Consider the following 20,999-nt stretch of genomic DNA (forward strand, 5'->3'; position numbering starts at 1 on the left):
TGCGCCGGACCGGTCCGTCAGATCCCGCAGGTGGGGGCCGACCAGTACGGCGACGGGTCGTGGGCCACGTGGACGTGGTCGTTGTGGCCGGGGTAGCCGGGGCCGAGGATCTCCGAGAAGCCGTGGGTCCTGCTCTGCTTGGCGAGGGTGCAGAAGCTCGGCGAGCCGACCAGGTCGGCCGCGTCGCCGTAGAGGTGACGGCTGGTCGAGGAGCCGCCGACAGCGTTGTTGCAGGCGTAGGAGCGGAAGCCGCTGGAGATGGTGATCGGCACGTCACCGAGTTGGCGCCGCATGGCCTCCAGCTTCCACATGGTCTTCAGGGCGTTCGCCCTGGCGGTGGCCGCCGGGACCGCGCCGCCGGACCAGGTGGAGTTGCACTTGTTGAGTTCGGCGTAGCTGAAGTGGACCGGTGTGCAGTCGGAGTCCTGGAGCGCGTAGATCTTGTTGTAGGTCGCCGGTCCGGCCACGCCGTCCGCGGCCAGCCCGTAGGCCGCCTGGAACTTCGTGACGGCGGCGGTGGTGCGGGCGCCGTACTGGCCGTCGTAGGAGAGCCGTTCGCCCGAGGTCACCCAGCCCGCGACCCGGATCTGCAGCTGGGTCACATCGGCGCCGGAGGAACCCTGGGACAGGGAGCGGTTCCAGGTGTAGCAGTCGTCGGCGTGCGCCGTGCCCGCGGTGGCACTCACACCGAGAACCGTACCCGCCATGATCATGACAACTGAGAGAAGGGTGCGTGCCGTGCGTCTGAGCATGATGACCTCCCGGCCGTCGGTCGGTGGACGAGGTGGTGTCGCCGGCTGGACGGCGACCGTCGACCAGCGTGCGCCACGCAGCTACGCGCGTCAACAATGCACCGGTGAATCCGAGGAGTTGACGACGGGGAGGTTCGGTGAGCGGATCGTGCGGTCCGTCACCGGCCGGGGGCGGCGCCGGAGTCGGGAACGGTACGGTCCTCGGGCGTGACGGGTGTCTCACGGCGTGAGACGTGACACGCATTACTAACCCCTCACACACCCGCTCGCGAACGCTAATGTCCGCGAGTAACAGACATGAACAGTGCGTGAGCGTTTCGAAGGGGAGTCGCACAGTGGCACGGAAGCTCGCCGTCATCGGGGCCGGCCTCATGGGGTCCGGAATCGCCCAGGTCTCCGCCCAGGCGGGCTGGGACGTCGTTCTGCGCGACGTCACCGACGAGGCGCTCACGCGCGGCACCGACGGGATCAAGTCGTCGTACGACAAGTTCGTGAGCAAGGGCAGGCTCGAGGCCCACGACGTCGACGCGGCCCTCGCCCGGATCACCGCGACCACCGACCTGGACGCCTGCGCCGACGCGGATGTCGTGGTCGAGGCGGTCTTCGAGAAGCTCGAGGTCAAGCACGAGATCTTCCGTGCCCTGGACGGGATCGTGCGCGACGACGCCGTCCTCGCCTCCAACACCTCCGCCATCCCGATCACCAAGATCGCGGCCGCGACGCGGCGTCCGGAGCGGGTCGTCGGCGTCCACTTCTTCTCGCCGGTGCCGATGATGCAGCTGTGCGAACTGGTTCGCGGCTACAAGACCAGTGACGAAACCCTCGCCACCGCAAGGGAGTTCGCCGAGTCGGTCGGCAAGACCTGCATCGTCGTCAACCGCGATGTGGCCGGCTTCGTGACCACCCGTCTCATCTCCGCCCTCGTCGTCGAGGCAGCGAAACTCCACGAGTCGGGTGTGGCGAGCGCCGAGGACATCGACCTGGCCTGCAAGCTGGGTTTCGGTCACGCCATGGGGCCGCTGGCCACCGCGGACCTGACCGGCGTGGACATCCTGCTGCACGCCACCAGCAACATCTACACCGAGTCCCAGGACGAGAAGTTCGCCGCTCCCGAGCTGATGCGCCGGATGGTTGACGCCGGTGACATCGGACGCAAGAGCGGGCAGGGCTTCTACACGTACTGATCACCTCGAACACCCCGGTCGGTCACACGACAGGGTGAATTCGGTATCGGTTTGCTTACACGGGGCAACCTCTGCGGGCTCCACACAGTCAGAGGTTGCATCACCGGCATCACGAAACGTGGAGCACGAGACGCACGCACCGGGGAGCGCATATGCACATCAGGGGCGACCACGCCGAGCTGGTCGTCGGGGGCCGCCTCGACGTCCGCAGCGCGGCGGACGCCCGTACGGTCCTGCACGCGGCCGTCGATGACGGAGTCGGCGACCTGCTGCTGGACCTGTCCGAACTGGACTCCTGGGACGCCACCGGACTCGGCGTGATCATGGGAGCCCACCGACGTGCCGGCCGCTGCGGCCGGCGTCTGGTGCTGCGCGACGTACCGCCGCAGATGCAGCGCCTGTTGGTGGCCACCCGGCTGCACCGGATCCTGGCGATCGAAGGAGGCATCGGGGTGGATACGCTGCCCCGTGTATGAGGTGTGGGACGGGAGCCGCCGGCCGGGACAGGACGGACGGGCGGACCCGGGCCGACCTCGGCGAACCGTGCGACGCGCGCACAATCCTCACGAGACCGTGACGTCCCGGACCGCCCGGTACCCCGAGCTGTCGTAGATACTGAGCGAAGGTTCAGGGTTCGGCTGCCCGCCGCCTTGCAACCCTCGAGCGGGACCGGACCAGAAGCGACAGCGCGGTGTGCAGCGACGCCGGAAGTCCGGCGACAGGACCCAGGCACACAACGCTTTTGGGGGGCTAGGACCTATGGACCCGAACAACCCGGGACCCGAGGAGTACGGTCGCGACGGCGACGGGCACGCGCCGCGCCAGCGCCCGCCCAGGGATCCCCTCGCATCCGACTTCGGACCGCCCGCGCTCGCGCGCGCGGTGCAGCTCGTCTCCGGTGATTTCCTGCTCACGGTCAACCCCGTCGACGGCAGCGAGATAGAGCCCTGCCCGCCCGCCGAGCGGCCCGCCCGCCCGGCGAAGCTGACGGAGGCCGAGCGCGCCGAGACCGCCCGCGCCGCGCAGCCGCCCGTCCCGCCGGGATCCGCGCAGCCCGTGCTGCCGCTGCTGGCCCGTCAGGACGAGCGCGAGAAGCTGACCCGGCTGCTCGCCCGCGGCCGCTCCGTGCTCCTCACCGGGCCCGCCGGATCCGGCCGCACCCGGCTGCTCGACACCGTCGCCGAGGACTGCGCGGACCTCGCCCCCGACGGCGTCGTCCGCCTGAACGGCCACCTCCGCAGCAGCGACGACCTGCTGTACGACCTCTTCTACGCCGTCCACGGCGCGCCCCTGCACCGCCCCGGCCGGGACGAACTGGCCGACTGCCTGCGGGAGGTCGGCGCGGTCGTCGTCCTGGACGACCTCGGGTTCGGCGGCGCCGCCCTCGACGAACTGCTGGACGCCACCCCCGAGTGCGCCTTCCTGCTCGGCGCCACCCCGGACGTGCCCGCCCCGTCCGCCGGCTCCGGCATCGAGGAGATCACCCTCGAGGGCCTCGACCGCGCGGCCGGCCTGGAACTGCTGGAGCACGCCGTCGGCCGGCACCTCACCGAGGACGAGTCGAACTGGGCCGGCGACCTCTGGTTCGAGTCCGAGGGCCTGCCGCTGCGCTTCGTCCAGGCCGGCGCCCTGCTGCGGCAGCGCGACCGGCTGCGCGTCGGCGCCGGCGCCGTCGACGAGTTCGGTGTCTTCGAGGACATCCCGCCCGAGAACCTGCCCGACGGCGCCGTCGAGGGCGACGAGATCCCGCTGCCCTCGCTCGGCGAAGCGGCCGCCCCCGCCCCACTGCTCGCCTCCCGGCTCAGCACCTCCGCCCGCGCCACCCTGCGGTTCGCCGTCGCGCTCGGCGGCGAACTCCCGCACCAGGCACACCTGCCCGCGCTGGTCGGCGACACCCACGCCGACGCCGCTCTCGGTGAACTGGCCGCCTGCGGACTGGTCTGTGCCGTCGGCTCCCGCTACCGGCTCGCCGCCGGTGTGCCGGCCCAGCTGGAGGCCGCCGGGTACACCGACGACATCGAGGCACAGGCCCGTACCGCCGCCCAGCACTACGCCTGGTGGACCGGGCACCCCTCGGTCACCCCGGAGCGGGTCTGCGCCGAGGCCGACGCCGTGCTCGCCGCGCTCCGCCTGCTGTCGCCGCTCGCCTCGGCCATCGGCGAGGGCGAGCCCAGCACCGTCGTGCAGCTGGCCCGCTCCGCGGCACCCGCGTTCGCCGCAGGCCTGCACTGGAGCGCCTGGGAACGGGCGCTGCGGGCCGGCGTCGAGGCCGCCCTGCACGCCGGGGACGTGGCGGAGGAGGCCTACTTCCACCACGAACTCGGCATCCACGCCCTGTGCACCGGCGACCTCGACCGTGCCCGCGCCGAGCTGGAGGCCTCCATCGGCCTGCGCGGGGCCCTCGCCGACAAGCGCGGCACCGTCGCCGGACGCCGCGCGCTGGCCCTGGTGGCCGACCTCTCGGGCATCCCGATGGCGCTGCTGCCGACCGTGGGGGAGGAGGTGCCCGACGTCCACTACGAGGAGTCGGTGTCTCCGCCCCGCGGGTTGCCGACGGCCTTCCCGGAGCTCCAGCCGCCCGCCGACACCGGGCTGATCGTCCACCGCACCGCGCCCGTGCCCAGGCCCGCGCCCGCGTACCGGGTGGTCGGCGGACTCAAGGGCCTGGCCCGGCGCAACCTCGTGGCGGCCGGCGCGGGCGCGCTGCTCGTCGCCGTGCTGGGCACGGTGGTCACCCTCGGCGCCACCTCGGAGAGCGACACGGGCACCCCGTCGGGGGACGTCGGCGTCAACCCGTCCGCGAGCCAGGGCATCGACGACGGCAGTCTGGGCGCCGACCCGCGGGCCGACGAGAACGGCGACACCGGCGACGCCACCAGCCGGCCGACCGATCCCGGCCCGGACGGCACCCTCGGCACCTCGGACGACCCGACGCCGACGGCCACCGAGTCGGGTGAGTCCTCGGACGACCCGAGCGGCACGAAGGAGCCGGACGACCCGACGACCGGTACCGGCCCGACGAAGTCGACCAAGCCGCCGACGTCGTCCACCAAGCCGCCGCCCTCCAACGAGCCGACGGATCCCACGACCGAGCCGACCGAGCCGACCGACTCGCCGACCGACCCGTCGACCGAGCCCACGGAGCCGACCGAGCCGACCGAGGAGCCCACGCCGCCGGAGACGTCCAACTCGGCGAGCGGCCCCGCCCCCTCCACCCCGGCCGAGACGGAGTCGGAGGCGAGCAGTACGGCGAGCGCCCCGCAGAACGACGACCCGGGCACGCCCAGCGGCTCCGGCACGACGGTGATCTGAGGGACGACGGCAATCCGCCGGGGGCGGTGCTCCGACGGACGTACGCGCGAAGGGCCGGACTCCCGGGAGGAATCCGGCCCTTCGCGCGTGCCGTGGCGACGCACGCCGTGACGCCGGGCACCGCGGCAACGGTCAGAACAGGCGCAGTTTGTCGTCCTCGATGCCCCGCATCGCGTTGTAGTCGAGGACCTGGCAGCCGATGCCCCGGTCCGTGGCGAGCACCCGGGCCTGCGGCTTGATCTCCTGGGCGGCGAACACACCGCGTACCGGGGCGAGATGCGGATCGCGGTTCAGCAGCTCCAGATAGCGCGTGAGCTGCTCGACGCCGTCGATCTCACCACGCCGCTTGATCTCCACCGCGACGGTTCGTCCCTCGGCGTCGCGGCAGAGGATGTCGACGGGTCCGATGGCGGTCATGTATTCGCGGCGGATGAGGGTGTAGCCCTCGCCGAGCGTTTCGATACGGTCCGCCAGCAGTTCCTGGAGGTGCGCTTCCACGCCGTCCTTGATCAGGCCGGGATCGACCCCCAGTTCGTGCGAGGAGTCGTGGAGGATCTCCTCCATCGTGATGATGAGTTTCTCGCCCGCCTTGTTGACGACGGTCCAGACCCCCTCCTCGTCGCCGGTGCCCTCCTTGAGCGCACAGGGCGGCGACATCCAGTTCAAGGGCTTGTAGGCCCGGTCGTCGGCATGGATCGACACGCTGCCGTCCGCCTTGACCAGGATCAGACGGGGTGCCGAGGGCAGGTGCGCGGTGAGCCGCCCGGCGTAGTCCACGGAGCAGCGGGCAATGACGAGACGCATGGTCGGCAACGCTACTCGACGGGCCGGGGTCGATGCGATTCGCCCTCGCGGGCACCCCGCCGGCGCACGCGCGCAGCGCCGCGACAGGTCCCGCGCAGCCGCCGCACAGCCCTCGCGGCCGACTCACAGGAGCCCCTCGAGACCCTCGCGACGCGTCCTGTATCTCCTGGAAAGCACGTGTTCGGCGATGGCCGATTACCGGCCTACAGGAAGTTCCACATCCGGGGATTCGCCTGGTGCGGTCACGTTCCGTTGCTTACGGTATTGAACGGGAGGTCGCGATGTATGCACGTAGCGTGTCGGAAATTGCGAGCTCCCGTATCTGTCAGGCAACCCCCGCACCGCGGGGGTGCGAGAGGAGAACCCATGTCGCTCGACGTCTCACCGGCCCTACTCGAACAGGCCGAGCGAGGCGAGGTCGACGAAGCTGACTTCGTCGACTGCGTCCGGACCTCCCTGCCCTACGCGTGGGAGATGATCAGTTCCCTGGTGGCCCAGCTGAAGGTCGACGGCGGAGAGTTCGCCGACAACCAGACGCCCCCGCCGGACGAGCAGGCACGCGGTCAGCTGCTGCGTGCGCTCGCGAGTGACGCGATCCGGGGAGCGCTGCAGCGGCACTTCGGTGTCCGGCTGGCCTTCCAGAACTGCCACCGGGTGGCCGTGTTCCCCCTGGACTCCTCGGTCGACCAGAGGCTGGCCAAGTTCACCTCGGTCCGGGGCCAACTGCTGAACCAGTCGCCGGAGCTGCGCGACTGCTGACGCGCCACGTCGGTCGCTTGCCGTCCCGTACGCGGGAGGTACGGTTTTCGTACCGGGGCGGCAAGCCATCATCGAACCTCCGACTCGTTCAGGACCCGTCGACGAGTTGGGGGATCACCTCGGAGCCGAGCCGCCGTACGTTCTCCTCGGTCGCCGCGAGGTCGCCGGAACCCTCGACGAGCAGCGCGAACCGGGAGATGCCGGTCCGCTCGCTGGTCGCGGCGAGCCGGTCCGCGCACAGTCGCGGGGTGCCCACCGGGTGCAGCCCGCAGAGCAGTTCGGTGTAGGCCAGCGGGTCACGCATCCGCCGCTCCCGCCCGTCCACCGTGACATGGGCCCCGAGCCCCTGCCGCAGCCAGCCGGGCATCGCCTTCAGCAGCGACTCCGCCGCGTCGGTGCGCCGGTCGGCGATCTGGCAGACACCGGCCGACACGTGGGACGCGCGGCGGACCTCCGGTACCGGCCGCCCGCACGCGCGGGCGTGCCGCTGCCACAGGGCGACCATCTCGGCCTTCTCCTCGTCCCCGACATGCATGCCGAGCAGCATCGGCAGCCCGCGCTCGGCGGCGAGCCGCACGCTCGCCGGAGAGGTGCAGGCGACCACCACCTCGGGACCCGCGGCCTCGGTGAGAGCCTCCGACGGGCGCGGGACGACGGGCACCTCACGGAAGCGGTACCGCTCCCCGTCGGCCGCGACGGACGGTTCACGCAGCCAGCGCACCAGCAGATCGAGCGATTCGGGGAAGCCCCGCTCGTACGCCTTCAGGCCGGCCCCGAACACCTCCAGGTCGACCCACGGCCCGCCGCGCCCGACGCCCAGCGAGAACCGTCCGCCGCTGGTGATGTGCAGCAGCGCGGCCTGTTCGCCGAGCGCCACCGGGTGGACGGTGGGCAGCACGCTCACCGCCGTCCCGACCCGGATGCGGCGGGTGCGGCCGAGCAGTAACGCCGCCAGGGTGATCGCCGACGGGCAGGTGCCGTACGGCACGAAGTGGTGCTCGCCCAGCCAGACCGCGTCCAGCCCGGCCTCCTCGGCCAGTTCGGCGCAACGGACCGCTCGGTGCAGTGCCTCCCCTTCGCCCTGCCCGGGGAACCGGGCGCCCAACACGAAACTTCCAACGCGCATCACTTTCCTGCTTCCTTGGCTCCGACACGGAGCTCCCCCGCAGGGCATAACCGTCTGACACGTGCCGAGGACACGGCGAGGAGGGGGAATTTGCGGATTGTCTGCAGAACGGGCGGTTCCGGAGCCGGTGTTGCGCCGCCGTGAAGGGAAGCTTGTGATGATTGCTTCCGTACGCGTACCCGGCCCCGCCCCGCGTAGGCTGGATGCGGTCCCTGCATCCTGTATAGCCCCGTGAGGTGTCCTGTGTCCCCGCGTCGCAACCGAGCCAAGGGAGCCGGTTCGCCCGGCCGGAGCGCCGAGGAGGACGGGTCCGGGCGCTACGGCGGTTGGCAGTCCACGGAGAGCTGGCAGGACGAGGAGTGGAACGTACGGCACGTGGCGGGGGCCAGCGCCCAGGGCAAGGCGTACCGCTGTCCCGGCTGCGACCAGTTGATTCCGGACGGGGTGCCGCACGTGGTGGCCTGGCCGGGGCACGCGGGGGTCGACGACCGCCGGCACTGGCACAAGGCCTGCTGGAACGCCAGGGACCGCCGCACCACGCAGGTGCAGCGGTCCCGTAACGCGCCGAGGTTCTGAGGGCCGCCGGGCCCTCGCGGCCCGGGGCGGGGCCCCGGGCCGGGCCTACACGTCCCGCTTGCCGAGCAGCGCGAAGGCGCCGCCGAGGACCACGGCCGTGAGCCCGATCATGATCCACAGCGGGTCCCAGCCGGACGGGCCGGACGAGCTGAGGGAGTTGGCGTAGAAGATGCTCAGCTGGTTCGGGATGGAGTACTCGAACAGCGCGGTGCGCACGTCCTCCAGCGAGGAGGCGAACATGAACATAGCGATCACCAGCGGGGCGAGCACGGCGCCGATCATGAGGGTGATGGCGCCCGCCGAGTGCCGGATGATCGAGCCGACGGCCAGTGAGAGCGTGCCGAGCAGCGCGATGTAGAGCGAGATGCCGACGGTGGCCTTCAGCCACTCGCCCCCGGTGGGGTCGTCCGCGTTGTTGCCCTCCAGCATGGTCACGTGCACGAACGCGACGGCCGTCACGGACACCAGCGTGACCACGAAGGCGATCAGGAAGAACACCAGGGCCTTCGCCGCGAGCACCCGGCCGCGCGAGGGGCAGGTGACCATGGTCGTGCGGATCATGCCGGTGCCGTACTCCGAAGCCGTGGTCAGCACGCCCAGCGTGATGATGCACATGATGCCCAGGAGCAGGCCGAAGAAGCCCATGGACAGCGCGTTCTCCCCGCCGAGATCCGGGTCGGTGCTCGCCACCACCAGACCGGTCAGCAGACCGAGACCGACGACGAGCAGCACGAACACGCCCAGCGTCCACATCGTGGAGCGCACCGACTTGATCTTCGTCCACTCGGAGGCGAGCGCATGCCCGAGGTGGGTGCGCACCACCGGGATAGGCGAGGTGTAACCGGGGTGCGCGGCGCCGGGCGCCGCCGTCTCCCATGCGGGCGCGGCCGGCTGTGTCGGGGGCTGGGGCGTGCTCATCGGGCGTCCTCGGGCTTGGTCACGTCGGAGCCGGCCGGGCCGGCGGGGGCGGCCGGCGACGCGGCCGGGGCGGCTGCCGGGGGAGCGGCCACAGCGGCGCCCGGGCCGGGCTGCGGCACGGGCTGGGCGTACGGGTTGGCCACCGGGGCCCCTGGAGAGCCCGGAGCCGCTCCAGGGGTGCCCGGAGCGCCGTACGGGCTCGTCGGGACCTGCTGTGGTGCGCCCGGCGCCGCCGCGAAGTGCTGACCGCCCTGCTGGGGCGGCGGGGCGTACCAGCCGGGCTGGCCCTGGCCCGGCACCGGCACCGGCGGCTGCGCGCCCGGCGGGAGCGGCTCCTGGAACCCCTCCTTCTGGTCGGCGGTCGAGCGGTAGTCGACCGCGCCCTGCGTCATCCGCATGTACGCCTCCTCCAGCGAGGCCTGGTGCGGTGACAGCTCCCACAGCCGTACGCCGGCCTCGTGGGCGATGTCACTCAGGCGGGCCAGCGGCAGTCCCGTCACTCGCAGCGCGCCGTCCTGCTCGGGCAGCACACTGCCGCCCGCCTCGGTGAGCGCGGCGGACAGCTTCTCGCGCTGCTGCGGCTCGGTGTCCGGGGTGCGCACCCGCGCGAAGTCGGCGGAGTTCGCGGAGATGAAGTCCCTCACACTCATGTCGGACAGCAACTGCCCCCGCCCGATCACGATGAGGTGGTCGGCGGTCAGCGCCATCTCGCTCATCAGATGGGACGAGACGAAGACCGTACGGCCCTCCGCGGCGAGCGACTTCATCAGGTTGCGCACCCAGAGGATGCCCTCGGGGTCGAGGCCGTTGACCGGCTCGTCGAACAGCAGCACCTGGGGGTCGCCGAGCAGCGCGGCGGCGATGCCGAGCCGCTGGCCCATGCCCAGGGAGAAGCCCTTGGAGCGCTGCCGCGCCACCTCGTGCAGCCCGACCACGCCCAGCACCTCGTCCACCCGGCGGGCCGGGATGCCGGACAACTGGGCCAGGCTCAGCAGATGGCTGCGCGCGGACCGGCCGCCGTGCACTGCTTTGGCGTCCAGCAGCGCGCCGACCTGCCGGGCGGCGTTGGGCAGCCTGCCGTAGGGATAGCCGCCGATCGTGACGTGGCCCGCGGTGGGGTTGTCGAGACCGAGGATCATCCGCATCGTCGTCGACTTGCCCGAGCCGTTGGGGCCCAGGAAGCCGGTGACGGCGCCGGGCCGCACCTGGAAAGAAAGGTTGTACACAGCGGTTTTGTCGCCGTACCGCTTGGTCAGGCCGACTGCCTCGATCATGCTCCGCCCCATCGAGAGGTTCAGGACAACGGGGGCGCACGCCCCCGTAAGGGTTAGGAGGATATCGAGAGGCTGACGGTTCCGCCCAAGACGAGGTAAAAACCGGCCCGCCTCCTCCGCGCCCCTCCGCGTCTTCTACGCGTCGCGCTTCTTCAGCACCAGGTAGCCGCCGGCGAGCACCGCGATCACCCACAGCACCATAATGCCGAGCCCGCCCCAGGGACCGTACGGGGTGTCGTCATCGAGCGGCGGCACCACCTGCATGATCCTGCTGCCCGCCTGATCCGGCAGGAACCGGCCGATCTTCTTCGTCGCGTCGACGTTGCCCAGAATGTTGGAGATCAGGAAGAAGAACGGCATCAGGATGCCCAGCGACAGGATCGGGGAGCGCAGCATCGTGGCGACGCCCATCGAGAACACCGCGATCAGGGTCATGTACAGGCCGCCGCCGATCACGGCCCGCAGCACGCCGTCGTCCCCGAGGGACGCCTTGTGCTCGCCGAGCATCGCCTGTCCGAGGAAGAAGGCGGCGAAGCTGGTGGCCAGACCCACGGCGAGTGCGAGCGCGGTCGCCACCCCGAGCTTGCCGGCCAGGAAGCCGCCCCGCTGCGGTACGGCCGCCAGCGAGGTGCGGATCATGCCGGTGCTGTACTCGTTGGACACCACCAGCACCCCGAACACGATCATCGCCAGCTGGCCGAGACTCATCCCCGCGAAGCTGATGAACGTCGGGTCGAAGGCGATCCGGTTCCGGGCGCTCATGGTGTCGAACTGGTTCGCCGACAGCGCCGAGATCAGCATGCCGAGCGCGATGGTGACGACCACCGCCAGGGAGAGCGTCCACATGGTGGACGCCACCGACCGGATCTTGGTCCACTCGGACCGGATGACCTGTGCCGCAGCCATGCTCAGCCCTTCTTCCAGCCGTCGCCCCACTGCTGCCCGTCGCCCCACTGCTGCGAGGGCGCGGGTGCGTCGGAGTGCGCGTGGTACTCCACCGACTCCGCGGTCAACTGCATGAACGCCTCCTCCAGGGAGGCCTGCTGCGGGCTCAGCTCGTGCAGCACCAGCCGGTGCCGGGCCGCCAGCTCCCCGATCCGCTCCGCCCCGGTGCCGTCCACCTCCAGCGTCGCGCCCCCGCTCTCCACGACCGTGATGCCGGCCCCGCGCAGCACGTCCAGCAGCCGCTCCCGCTGCGGGGAGCGGATCCGGACGTACGTGCGCGAGTTGTGCGCGATGAAATCGGCCATGGAGGTGTCGGCGAGCAGTCGGCCCTGCCCGATGACGACGAGATGGTCCGCCGTCAGTGCCATCTCGCTCATCAGGTGGGACGAGACGAAGACCGTGCGGCCCTGCGCCGCCAGCGTTTTCATCAGGGTGCGGATCCAGTGGATGCCCTCGGGGTCGAGCCCGTTGACCGGCTCGTCGAACATCAGGATGCGCGGGTCGCCGAGCAGCGCACCGGCGATGCCGAGCCGCTGGCCCATGCCGAGCGAGAACCCCTTGGCCTTCTTCCCCGCCACCGACGACAGTCCCACCGTGTCCAGTACCTCGTGCACCCGCTGCCGGGGGATGCCGTTGCTCTGGGCGAGGCACAGCAGGTGGTTGAAGGCGCTGCGGCCGCCGTGCACGGCCTTGGCGTCGAGCAGGGCACCGATGTACTTCAGCGGGTCCTTGAGCCGGTCGTAGTGCTTGCCGTCGATCCGGACGTCACCCGCGGTGGGCCGGTCCAGGCCCAGCATCATTCGCATGGTGGTGGACTTGCCCGCGCCGTTGGGACCGAGGAAGCCCGTGACGATGCCCGGTCTGACGGTGAACGTCAGATTGTTGACCGCCACCTTCTCGCCGTACCGCTTGGTCAGCCCCTCGAGTTCGATCATGCCGCCACGCTAGAACGGGACAAAGCCCCCTGCCACCTCAGTGGCAGAGGGCTCCGCCGATGTTCAGCCAACGTATTCCGGCCGGTAACCGGAACCGCCGGTTACCGGGTCTGCTGAGCCGGGACCCCGCGGGAGGCGCTCTCCTCCTCGGCCGGCGAACCGGCCGCGGCCACCGCGGCGCCCGTGAGCGTCGCCAGCATCTCGCGGACGTTGGTCAGCTGGGCGTTGATGGAGTCACGGCGGTTGGTCAGCGCGGCCAGCTCCCGCTCGGATTCCGAACGGATCCGGTCGGCCTTGGCGTTGGCGTCGGCCACGATGTCCTCGGCCTGGCGCTGGGCGGTCTCCACCGTCTGGCGGGCCCGGCGCTCGGCGTCCGTGCGCAGCTTCTCGGCCTCCAGGCGCAGCTGCTCCGCCCGGTGCTCGATCTCGGCGAGACGCTTTTCGGCCTTGGCCTGACGCGACGCCAGGTCACGCTCGGACTGTTCGCGGCGCTTGGCGAGGTTCGTCTCGAAGTCGGCGGCGGCCTGCGCGGCCTTCGCGCGGGTCTCCTCGAAGAGTGCGTCCGCCTCCTCACGCTTGGACTGGGCGTCCTTCTGTGCGTCCGACCGCAGCTGCGAGGCCTCGCTCTGCGCCTTCTCGACGATCCGGGAGCCGTCGTCCTCGGCCTTGGCCTTGCGCTCGGCGGAGTACGACTCCGCGTCGTTGCGCACCTGCTGGGCAGCGGACTCGGCGAGCTCGCGGTGCTGCTCGGCCGCGCGCCGAGCCTCCTCACGGAGGTCCTTCGCCTCCTCCTCGGCCAGACGCAGGATCTTCTCCACGCGCGCGCCGAGACCCGCGTACGACGGCTCGGCGTCGGTGACCTGGGCCTGGGCGTTCTGCGTCTCGAGGTGGAGCTCTTCGATGCGCTTTTCCAGAGCGGTGATGCGGGCGAGAGCGCTGTCACGGTCGGAGACGAGCTTGGAGATGCGTTCGTCCACCTGAGCGCGGTCGTATCCACGCCGCACAAGCTCGAAGCCGTAGGGGGAAGTGTCGCTCATGGGGTTCCTGTCGAATGAGACCGGTGAGGTGATAGGGGGAATCCTAGGGGCCGAAGCGCTGTGTCATCGAGCGGATGCACGTTTGATACGGAGAATGACACCCCTTTTGGGTGGCTGAGCCCCGGAGTGCTTGCCAAGTGCATGCTCAAACCCCCTGACCGGCAAGGGATTTCACCTGCCGACGGGGGGTTTCTTGCATCATCGAAGATTTTTGCCCGGTTCGCTCCCACGGATCCTAACTGTCCGAAGATTTGCTCCGCTGGCCGGGCGGACCGGCCGCCGCGGACGCCTTCACCCCGTGGTCCTTGCCGCTGCCCGGCGTCTCGAACGACTCCAGCGCCTCCAGGACGTCCTGGACACGTGAGATCTCGGCGTTGATGTCCTCACGCCGCCGCATCAGGACCTCCAGCTCACGCTTGCCCTCCTCGACCGTGGCCCGCGCCTCGCGGATCGCCTCGGCCTTCAGCTCCTCGGCCTCCTTGACCAGCGTGGCCTTCTTCTGCTCGGCCTCCTTCAGGAGACCCTCGGCCTTCTTCACCGCGGCGATACGCACCTTGCCCGCCTCGGAGTTGGCCTCGGACACGATCTCCTTGGCCTTCGCCTGCGCCTTGGCCAGCTGCTCCTCGGACGCCTTGATCAGCGCGTCGCAGCGGTCGCCGGTGGACTTCATCGTCTCGGCCGCCTCACGACGGGCCCGCTCGTGCAGCTCCTCGATCTCACCGGTGATCCGGTCCCGCAGCTCCTCGGCGCGCTCCCTGATCCGGGTCGCGTCCCGGCGGGCCCCGACCAGCAGCTCGTCCGCGTCCGTACGGGATTTCTCCACCCGGGAGTTGCCCTCGACCGTCGCCTCGGCGACGAGCCGGTCGGCCTCCGTGCGGGCCGCGCCGACCATCGAGTCGGCCTGGGCCTCCGCGTCCGTGGTGGCCTTCTGCGCCTGCTGCTGCGCCTCCGTGAGCAGCTTGTCCGCCTCGGCGGCGGTCTCCGTAATGAGCGTGTCGACCTGCTCGGCCGCCTCCGAACGCCGCTTGTTGGCCTCCCTGCGGGACTCGTCGAGGGTCCGCTCGGCCTCCTCGCGCGCGGACGTCACCAGCCGCTCCGCCTCCCGCTCCGCGTCGGCCTTGACCCGCGCGGACTCGGTGCGGACCCGCTCCGCGTGCTGCTGCGCCGAACCGACCGCCTGGGCCCCCTCGGCCCGCAGCCGCTCCGCGTCGCCGGACGCGTCCGAGATCAGCTTCTCGGCCTTGGCCACCGACTCCGTACGCAGCCGGTCGGTCTCCGTGATCGTCTCCGCGGTGAGCCGCTCCGCCTCCCCGCGCGCCTCGGTGATGAGGGTGTCCACCTGGGCCGCCGCGTCCGAACGGATCCGGTTGGCGTCCTCCCGGGCCTCGGCCCGGGTGCGCGACGCGTTCCGCTCGGCCTCGGCGACCGCGTCCGACGCCTCCGTACGCATCCGCAGGGTCTGCTCGGAGACCTCCGAGCGGACCCGCTCCGCCTCGGTGATCGCCTCGGACACCGTGCGCTCGGCAAGCGCCTTGGCGGCCTCCGTCTCCTCCTGCGCATCGCGCCGCATCCGGCCGGCGTCCTCGCCGGCCCGCTCCCGCTCCGCATAGGCGTCGGCCCGGACCCGGTCCGACTCCTCCTCCGCCTCGCGGCGCATACGGTCCGCCGCGTGCTCGGCGGCCTGGCGCAGCCCGGCGATCTCGTCCTGCGCCTGCTCCTGCAACCCCGCGACCGAGTCCCGCACCTGCTGGGCGTTCTGCTCGGCCGCCGACACCATCTCGGTGGCACGCCGGTCGGCCTCCTCGACCAGCCGTACGGCCTCGGCCTGCGCCTCCTCCACCCGCTTGCGGGCCGAGGCCAGCAGCTCCTCGCTCTGCTCCCGGGCCCGCTCGCGCTCCTGGTCGGCCTCCGTGCGGGCCGCGCCCAGCAGCTCCTCGGCCTCGCGCCGGCGCCGGGCGGCCTCCTCCTGCGCGCCCGCCAGCGTCTCCTGCGCCTCCGTGCCGAGCCGCTCGGCGGCGGCCCGTGCCTCGGCCCGCATCCGGTCGGCGCTCTCCTGCGTCTCCGACTTCAGCCGCTCCGCCTCCGCCGAGGCCTCCGACCGCAACTGCACGGCCACGGACTCGCCCTCCGCGCGGGACGCCGCCGCGTCCGCCGCGGCCTCGTCGCGCAGCCGCTCCGCTTCCGCCGCCGCCTGCTGCCGCAGCGTTCGGCCCCGCTCCGCGGCCTCGGCGCGCAGCCGCTCGGCCTCCTCCGCGGCCTCCCGGCGGATACGGCCCGCCTCCTCGCGGGCGTCGCTCAGCGCCTGTTCGGCCGAGGCGATCCGCTCCTCGGCCTCCGTGTGCAGCCGGGTCAGCTCATCGGCGGCCTCCGCGCGGCGCGCGGCGACGGCCCGCTCGGTCTCCTCGTGGACCTCGCGCGCGGCCCGTTCGGCGTCCTCCTTGAGCGCGTCGGCCTGCTCGGTGGCCTCCGCGCGGTGCCGCTCCGCCTCCTTGCGGGTGCGCTCCAGCGTCTCCTCGGCCTGCCGGCGCAGTGTCGTGGCGCGCTCTATGGCCTCGGTACGGACCTTCTCGCTGTCCGTCTGCGCGGTGGAACGCAGCTCATCCGCGTCCGCCTTCGCCTTGGCCAGCAGCTCCTCGGCGGACCGGGCGGCCTCCTCGATCTGCGACACGGCCTGCTTACGGGCCTCCGCGCGGATCTTCTCGCCCTCGGCGACCGCGTCGGCCCGGAGGTGCTCGGCCTCGCCGCGCAGCCGGCGGGCCTCCTCCTGGAGCTCGACCGTCTTGGCGCGGTACTCCTTGGTGTCGTCCTTCGCCGCGCCCTTGAGCTGCGTGGCGATGTCGTGCGCCTCGGCGCGCAGCCGGTCGGCCTCGGCCTCGGCCTCGGCGCGGATGCGCTCCGCCTCCTCGGCCGCCTCCCTGGTGGTCCGCTTGGCCTCCTCGGACGCCTTGTTGAGCACGTCCTCTGCGGTCCGGGCCGCCTTGGAGAGCTGGGTGGCACTCTCCTCGGCAGTGATCGTGCGGGCCTTCTCGGCGGCCTCCGCGACGATCTTCTCCGCCTCGGCACGGGCGTCCGCGACGACCTGCTCGGCGTCCGCCTTGGTGGTCTCGGCCTCCTTGGTGGCCTCGCTGACCAGCCGGGCGACCTGCTCCTTGGCCGTGCGCGTACGGGTCTCGTTGGCGGACTCGGCGGAGGTGAGCGCCTTCGACGCGGCCTCCTTCGCCTCGGCGAGCACCTTGTCCGCCTCGGCGCGCGCCTCGCGCAGCGCCTCCTCGGCGGCCGTCATGCGCTGCTCGGCGGCCTTGGTGAGCTCCTGGGCCTCGCGGCGGGTGGACTCCGACTCGCTGGCCGTCGACGTCCGCAGCTGCTCGGCGTGGTCGGTGGCCTCCTGCGCCTGCGTGGAGGCGGCGTTGAGCAGCCGCTCGGCGTCCGCGCGGGCCCGGCGCAGCGTCTGGTCGGCCTCCGCGCGGGCCGTCTCGGCGTCGCTGCGCAGCCGGTGACGGGCCTCGGCGGTCACCCGCTCGGCCTCCGCGCGGGCGGCGGCCAGCGCCTGCTCGGCCTCCGCGCGGGACTCGTCGAGCAGCCGGCGGGCCTGCTGCTCGGAACGGGCCCGCACCTGCTCGGCCCACGCCACGTTCTCGTTGACGTGCGACTCGACGGTCTGCCTGCGCTCCGCCAGCTCCTGGTCGAGCTGCTGGCGCCGGGTCACCGCCTCCTGGTGCAGCTCCGCCTGGAGCCGGGCCGCCTGCTCGGCGTGCTCCTGGAGGATCCGCTGGGTCTGCGCCCGCACCTGGCTCAGCTCGCGCTCCGCGTCCGCGCGGAGCTGGTCGGCCTGCACCTGCGCGTTGCGCAGCAACTGCTCGGCCTGGTAGCCGATGTCACCGCCCTCGTAAGCGGGCCGGGACATGATGGTGCGCCGCGCCTCGTGCAACTTGGCGCGCAGCACCTCGACCTGGTAGCCGAGGTCGTCGGCATGCTGGATCGCCTTTTCCCGCTCGGTCTTCAGCCGCTTCATCTCGGCTTCGAACCGAGAGAGGTGGTCGACGTCAGCCGCCGGCTCTCGCTCCTGGCTCTCGTAGCCCCGCACTGCGCGGTCCCATCCGTCCCCTGGTCGCAACTCTGGCCGAGCCCCGTCCAACCGCCGGACGGGACCCCCGGGGAATGGTGTCAGATCAACGGAGGAACATGCGCTGCTACCCCCGCGCTCGCCCCCCGAAACCCGGACCCCGGTACGTCCTGTTGTCAGGATCGGCGACGCTCACCCGAACGGCGGCAGTCGTCACCTTTCTGACGGCAGGACCCGATCGCCCTGGATCGAGCGGCGACCGCACCCAACCCTACCGGCCCTTATGTACGTGGGTCAGTGCTCAGGTGACTCAACAGGCGCCGAAGTGACCAGTTCTGTCAGTACGCCATGACAGTCCTTGGGGTGCAGGAAGGTGATTCGTGACCCCATGGAGCCGCGTCGGGGCTCTTCGTACAGCACGCGTACGCCCTTGTCCTTGATCGCGGCGGCCTCGCTGTCGACGTCCGCCGTACCGAAAGCGATGTGGTGGACTCCCTCGCCGTTCTTCGCGAGCCACTTCGCGACGGTGGAGTCCTCCCGGGTCGGCTCCAGCAACTGGAGGTAGGACGCGCCTCCGTCCGAGGTCTCGTTGATCTTCAGCATGGCCTCGCGCACGCCCTGCTCCTCGTTGACCTCGGAGTGGAACACCTCGAAGCCGTAGGTGGCCCGGTAGAACTCCACGGTCGCGTCGAGGTCGTGGCAGGCGATTCCGATGTGGTCGATTCGCGTCAGCATGGATTCAGTGGAACGGTCCCCGAGCGGTTACGCAACGTGCGCGCGATCACACCGACGGCCCGATGACGGGGCGGACCGCAGCTCAGTACATTCGAAGTAAACCCTCGTTCACTCCTCGGCTGTGCAGCCGGAAGGGGATCGCAGCTCATGACTTCTGCATCTTCCGCACCATCCGCATCGACCGCGGCGAACGGCACGACGTCCGTCATCGTCGCGGGTGCCCGAACCCCGATGGGCCGGTTGCTCGGCTCGCTCAAGTCCTTCTCCGGAGCCGACCTCGGCGGCTTCGCGATCAAGGCCGCCCTCGACCGTGCGGGGATCGGCGGCGACCAGGTCCAGTACGTGATCATGGGGCAGGTGCTCCAGGCCGGGGCAGGGCAGATCCCGGCACGCCAGGCCGCCGCCAAGGCCGGCATCCCGATGAACGTCCCGGCGCTCACCGTCAATAAGGTGTGCCTGTCCGGCCTCGACGCGATCGCGCTGGCCGACCAGCTGATCCGGGCCGGCGAGTTCGACGTGGTCGTGGCCGGCGGCCAGGAGTCCATGACCAACGCCCCGCACCTGCTGCCGAAGTCCCGCGAGGGCTACAAGTACGGTGCGGTCCAGATGATCGACGCCATGGCGTACGACGGTCTGACCGACTCCTTCGAGAACGTCGCCATGGGCGAGTCCACCGAGAAGCACAACACGCGCCTGGGCATCGGCCGCCCGGAGCAGGACGAGATCGCCGCCCTGTCCCACCAGCGGGCCGCCGCCGCGCAGAAGAACGGCATCTTCGAGGCGGAGATCACCCCCGTCGAGATCCCGCAGCGCAAGGGCGACCCGGTCCTCTTCAGCCAGGACGAGGGCATCCGCGCCGACACCACCGCCGAGTCGCTGGGCAGGCTGCGTCCCGCCTTCGCCAAGGACGGCACGATCACCGCCGGTTCCTCCTCGCAGATCTCGGACGGTGCGGCGGCCGTGGTCGTGATGAGCAAGGCCAAGGCGCAGGAGCTCGGCCTGGAGTGGCTCGCCGAGATCGGTGCCCACGGCAATGTGGCGGGACCCGACAACTCCCTGCAGTCGCAGCCGTCCAACGCGATCGCCCACGCCCTGGGGAAGGAGGGCCTCGAGGTGGCGGACCTGGACCTCGTCGAGATCAACGAGGCCTTCGCGGCGGTGGCCGTGCAGTCGATGAAGGACCTCGGCGTGTCCACGGAGAAGGTGAACGTCAACGGCGGTGCCATCGCGCTGGGGCACCCGATCGGGATGTCCGGCGCCCGGCTGGTGCTGCACCTGGCGCTGGAGCTGAAGCGGCGCGGCGGCGGCATCGGCGCGGCGGCGCTGTGCGGCGGCGGCGGGCAGGGTGACGCGCTGATCGTACGGGTACCCAAGGCCTGAGCGGGCCGTCCGGCCGTCGTTCTTGGCAGACTCCTCCCGCAGGTCCCTCCTGCGGATTCCTACTTGTGAACGGAGCAGTGATGCAGGACGTCTCCACTCTGGTGGCACGGGCCAGGGAGGGCGCGCCGCGTGCCGTGGCCCGGCTGATCTCCCTGGTGGAGGGGGCGTCCCCGCAGCTGAGGGAGGTCATGGCGGCCCTGGCACCGCTGACCGGCAACGCGTACGTGGTCGGTCTGACGGGCTCGCCGGGCGTCGGCAAGTCGACGTCCACCTCGGCACTGGTGAGCGCGTACCGCAGGCAGGGCAAGCGGGTCGGCGTCCTGGCCGTCGACCCGTCCTCGCCGTTCTCCGGCGGTGCGCTGCTCGGCGACCGGGTGCGGATGTCGGAGCACGCCTCCGACCCCGGCGTCTACATCCGCTCCATGGCGACCCGCGGTCATCTGGGCGGCCTCGCCTGGTCCGCGCCGCAGGCCATCCGCGTCCTCGACGCGGCCGGCTGCGACGTGGTCCTGGTGGAGACGGTCGGCGTCGGCCAGTCGGAGGTGGAGATCGCCTCCCAGGCCGACACGTCGGTGGTGCTCCTCGCGCCCGGCATGGGCGACGGGATCCAGGCGGCCAAGGCCGGAATCCTGGAGATCGGCGACGTCTACGTCGTCAACAAGGCCGACCGCGACGGTGCGGACGCCACCGCCCGCGACCTGAACCACATGCTGGGCCTCGGCGAGTCCCGCGCCCCCGGCGACTGGCGGCCGCCGATCGTCAAGACCGTCGCCTCGCGCGGGGAGGGCGTCGACGAGGTCGTCGAAGCCCTGGAGAAGCACCACGCGTGGATGGAGGAGCACGGAGTCCTGGCGGAGCGCCGGCTGGCCCGCGCCGCCCGCGAGGTCGAGACGATCGCCGTCACGACCCTGCGGGAGCGCATCGACGACCTGCACGGCGACCGCCGCCTGGGCGCGCTGGCGGAACGGATCATCGGCGGCGAGCTGGACCCGTACCGCGCGGCGGACGAACTGGTGGCGGGGCTGACGCGGGGCTGAGGCGGGGCCGGGAGCGGGGCCGGGACAGGGACAGGGACCGGTCCGTGATCCGTGAGGGCCGGCGGGAGCACACCGGGAGGGGGGGGGGGGGGCCAAAGCCCCCCCCCCCCCCCCCGGTCACCGGGTCGCGTCGGAGAAACGCCCCGATCTACCCGCAGCCGG

Annotated in this window: 17 protein-coding genes; 7 read left to right on the forward strand and 10 right to left on the reverse strand. The window is 71.6% G+C overall.

What is annotated here, in order from left to right:
- Nucleotides 1-17: 17 nt before the first annotated feature.
- Nucleotides 18-752 carry a D-Ala-D-Ala carboxypeptidase family metallohydrolase gene (locus ACFYQA_RS05235; protein WP_388911726.1) on the reverse strand — a complete coding sequence of 245 codons (735 nt, stop codon included), beginning with the start codon at nt 750-752 and terminating at the stop codon, nt 18-20.
- A 335-nt stretch (nt 753-1,087) separates the two neighbouring features.
- Here ACFYQA_RS05235 and ACFYQA_RS05240 point away from each other — a divergent pair, with 335 nt between their 5' ends.
- The 3 genes from ACFYQA_RS05240 to ACFYQA_RS05250 all read left to right on the forward strand — a co-directional run bounded on the left by ACFYQA_RS05240 (nt 1,088) and on the right by ACFYQA_RS05250 (nt 5,248).
- Nucleotides 1,088-1,936, forward strand: coding sequence for a 3-hydroxyacyl-CoA dehydrogenase family protein (locus ACFYQA_RS05240; RefSeq protein ID WP_388911729.1), 849 nt, complete (start codon nt 1,088-1,090; stop codon nt 1,934-1,936).
- Nucleotides 1,937-2,088: 152 nt separating this feature from the next.
- The gene (locus tag ACFYQA_RS05245) at nt 2,089-2,412 is read left to right on the forward strand and encodes an STAS domain-containing protein (protein WP_055593451.1); all 324 of its coding nucleotides are present in this window, start codon (nt 2,089-2,091) and stop codon (nt 2,410-2,412) included.
- A 283-nt stretch (nt 2,413-2,695) separates the two neighbouring features.
- The gene (locus ACFYQA_RS05250; protein ID WP_388911732.1) at nt 2,696-5,248 is read left to right on the forward strand and encodes an ATP-binding protein; all 2,553 of its coding nucleotides are present in this window, start codon (nt 2,696-2,698) and stop codon (nt 5,246-5,248) included.
- A 132-nt stretch (nt 5,249-5,380) separates the two neighbouring features.
- Here ACFYQA_RS05250 and nucS read toward each other — a convergent pair whose 3' ends face one another.
- The gene (gene nucS / locus ACFYQA_RS05255; protein ID WP_332430688.1) at nt 5,381-6,052 is read right to left on the reverse strand and encodes an endonuclease NucS; all 672 of its coding nucleotides are present in this window, start codon (nt 6,050-6,052) and stop codon (nt 5,381-5,383) included.
- Between the two features lie 366 nt (nt 6,053-6,418).
- Here nucS and ACFYQA_RS05260 point away from each other — a divergent pair, with 366 nt between their 5' ends.
- Entirely contained in the window at nt 6,419-6,811 is a 393-nt protein-coding gene (locus ACFYQA_RS05260; protein ID WP_386402103.1) for an SCO5389 family protein, read from the forward strand.
- An 88-nt stretch (nt 6,812-6,899) separates the two neighbouring features.
- Here ACFYQA_RS05260 and ACFYQA_RS05265 read toward each other — a convergent pair whose 3' ends face one another.
- Entirely contained in the window at nt 6,900-7,937 is a 1,038-nt protein-coding gene (locus ACFYQA_RS05265) for an LLM class flavin-dependent oxidoreductase (RefSeq protein ID WP_386402101.1), read from the reverse strand.
- Nucleotides 7,938-8,180: 243 nt separating this feature from the next.
- On the opposite strand from ACFYQA_RS05265, the gene ACFYQA_RS05270 reads away from it, so the two are divergent.
- Nucleotides 8,181-8,513 carry an ATP/GTP-binding protein gene (locus ACFYQA_RS05270; protein ID WP_388911736.1) on the forward strand — a complete coding sequence of 111 codons (333 nt, stop codon included), beginning with the start codon at nt 8,181-8,183 and terminating at the stop codon, nt 8,511-8,513.
- 45 nt (nt 8,514-8,558) lie between these two features.
- Here the strand turns inward: ACFYQA_RS05270 and ACFYQA_RS05275 are convergent, their stop codons facing one another.
- The 7 genes from ACFYQA_RS05275 to mce all read right to left on the reverse strand — a co-directional run bounded on the left by ACFYQA_RS05275 (nt 8,559) and on the right by mce (nt 18,420).
- The gene (locus tag ACFYQA_RS05275) at nt 8,559-9,431 is read right to left on the reverse strand and encodes an ABC transporter permease subunit (RefSeq protein WP_388911739.1); all 873 of its coding nucleotides are present in this window, start codon (nt 9,429-9,431) and stop codon (nt 8,559-8,561) included.
- Nucleotides 9,428-10,705, reverse strand: a complete 1,278-nt coding sequence (locus ACFYQA_RS05280; protein ID WP_388911742.1) for an ATP-binding cassette domain-containing protein — start codon at nt 10,703-10,705, stop codon at nt 9,428-9,430. Before ACFYQA_RS05280 ends, ACFYQA_RS05275 begins: the two co-directional genes overlap by 4 nt.
- A gap of 135 nt (nt 10,706-10,840) precedes the next feature.
- The gene (locus ACFYQA_RS05285) at nt 10,841-11,611 is read right to left on the reverse strand and encodes an ABC transporter permease (RefSeq protein WP_388911745.1); all 771 of its coding nucleotides are present in this window, start codon (nt 11,609-11,611) and stop codon (nt 10,841-10,843) included.
- A gap of 2 nt (nt 11,612-11,613) precedes the next feature.
- Nucleotides 11,614-12,585, reverse strand: coding sequence for an ABC transporter ATP-binding protein (locus ACFYQA_RS05290; protein WP_388911748.1), 972 nt, complete (start codon nt 12,583-12,585; stop codon nt 11,614-11,616).
- A 101-nt stretch (nt 12,586-12,686) separates the two neighbouring features.
- A complete protein-coding gene (locus ACFYQA_RS05295) occupies nt 12,687-13,622 on the reverse strand; it encodes a cellulose-binding protein (protein WP_388911751.1) in 936 nt (311 codons plus the stop codon).
- Nucleotides 13,623-13,857: 235 nt separating this feature from the next.
- Nucleotides 13,858-17,706 (reverse strand): polarized growth protein Scy, encoded by a 3,849-nt coding sequence (scy, locus tag ACFYQA_RS05300; RefSeq protein WP_388911754.1) that lies wholly within the window; start codon nt 17,704-17,706, stop codon nt 13,858-13,860.
- Between the two features lie 273 nt (nt 17,707-17,979).
- Nucleotides 17,980-18,420, reverse strand: a complete 441-nt coding sequence (mce, locus tag ACFYQA_RS05305; protein ID WP_388911757.1) for a methylmalonyl-CoA epimerase — start codon at nt 18,418-18,420, stop codon at nt 17,980-17,982.
- Between the two features lie 147 nt (nt 18,421-18,567).
- Here mce and ACFYQA_RS05310 point away from each other — a divergent pair, with 147 nt between their 5' ends.
- Nucleotides 18,568-19,800 carry an acetyl-CoA C-acetyltransferase gene (locus ACFYQA_RS05310; protein ID WP_388911760.1) on the forward strand — a complete coding sequence of 411 codons (1,233 nt, stop codon included), beginning with the start codon at nt 18,568-18,570 and terminating at the stop codon, nt 19,798-19,800.
- A gap of 80 nt (nt 19,801-19,880) precedes the next feature.
- Nucleotides 19,881-20,837 carry a methylmalonyl Co-A mutase-associated GTPase MeaB gene (gene meaB / locus ACFYQA_RS05315; protein WP_388911763.1) on the forward strand — a complete coding sequence of 319 codons (957 nt, stop codon included), beginning with the start codon at nt 19,881-19,883 and terminating at the stop codon, nt 20,835-20,837.
- The last annotated feature ends 162 nt before the right edge of the window (nt 20,838-20,999 follow it).

The sequence above is a fragment of the Streptomyces sp. NPDC005774 genome (genome assembly GCF_042871645.1).
GTDB lineage: Bacteria > Actinomycetota > Actinomycetes > Streptomycetales > Streptomycetaceae > Streptomyces > Streptomyces pratens.

Bases quoted from the DNA above. Each gene is read 5' to 3' on its own strand.
- ACFYQA_RS05235 (WP_388911726.1), bottom strand. From the start codon at position 752: ATGCTCAGACGCACGGCACGCACCCTTCTCTCAGTTGTCATGATCATG.
- ACFYQA_RS05250 (WP_388911732.1), top strand. From the start codon at position 2,696: ATGGACCCGAACAACCCGGGACCCGAGGAGTACGGTCGCGACGGCGAC.
- meaB (WP_388911763.1), top strand. From the start codon at position 19,881: ATGCAGGACGTCTCCACTCTGGTGGCACGGGCCAGGGAGGGCGCGCCG.
- ACFYQA_RS05245 (WP_055593451.1), top strand. From the start codon at position 2,089: ATGCACATCAGGGGCGACCACGCCGAGCTGGTCGTCGGGGGCCGCCTC.
- ACFYQA_RS05310 (WP_388911760.1), top strand. From the start codon at position 18,568: ATGACTTCTGCATCTTCCGCACCATCCGCATCGACCGCGGCGAACGGC.
- nucS (WP_332430688.1), bottom strand. From the start codon at position 6,052: ATGCGTCTCGTCATTGCCCGCTGCTCCGTGGACTACGCCGGGCGGCTC.
- ACFYQA_RS05275 (WP_388911739.1), bottom strand. From the start codon at position 9,431: ATGAGCACGCCCCAGCCCCCGACACAGCCGGCCGCGCCCGCATGGGAG.
- ACFYQA_RS05295 (WP_388911751.1), bottom strand. From the start codon at position 13,622: ATGAGCGACACTTCCCCCTACGGCTTCGAGCTTGTGCGGCGTGGATAC.
- ACFYQA_RS05265 (WP_386402101.1), bottom strand. From the start codon at position 7,937: ATGCGCGTTGGAAGTTTCGTGTTGGGCGCCCGGTTCCCCGGGCAGGGC.
- mce (WP_388911757.1), bottom strand. From the start codon at position 18,420: ATGCTGACGCGAATCGACCACATCGGAATCGCCTGCCACGACCTCGAC.
- ACFYQA_RS05290 (WP_388911748.1), bottom strand. From the start codon at position 12,585: ATGATCGAACTCGAGGGGCTGACCAAGCGGTACGGCGAGAAGGTGGCG.
- ACFYQA_RS05260 (WP_386402103.1), top strand. From the start codon at position 6,419: ATGTCGCTCGACGTCTCACCGGCCCTACTCGAACAGGCCGAGCGAGGC.
- ACFYQA_RS05280 (WP_388911742.1), bottom strand. From the start codon at position 10,705: ATGATCGAGGCAGTCGGCCTGACCAAGCGGTACGGCGACAAAACCGCT.
- ACFYQA_RS05285 (WP_388911745.1), bottom strand. From the start codon at position 11,611: ATGGCTGCGGCACAGGTCATCCGGTCCGAGTGGACCAAGATCCGGTCG.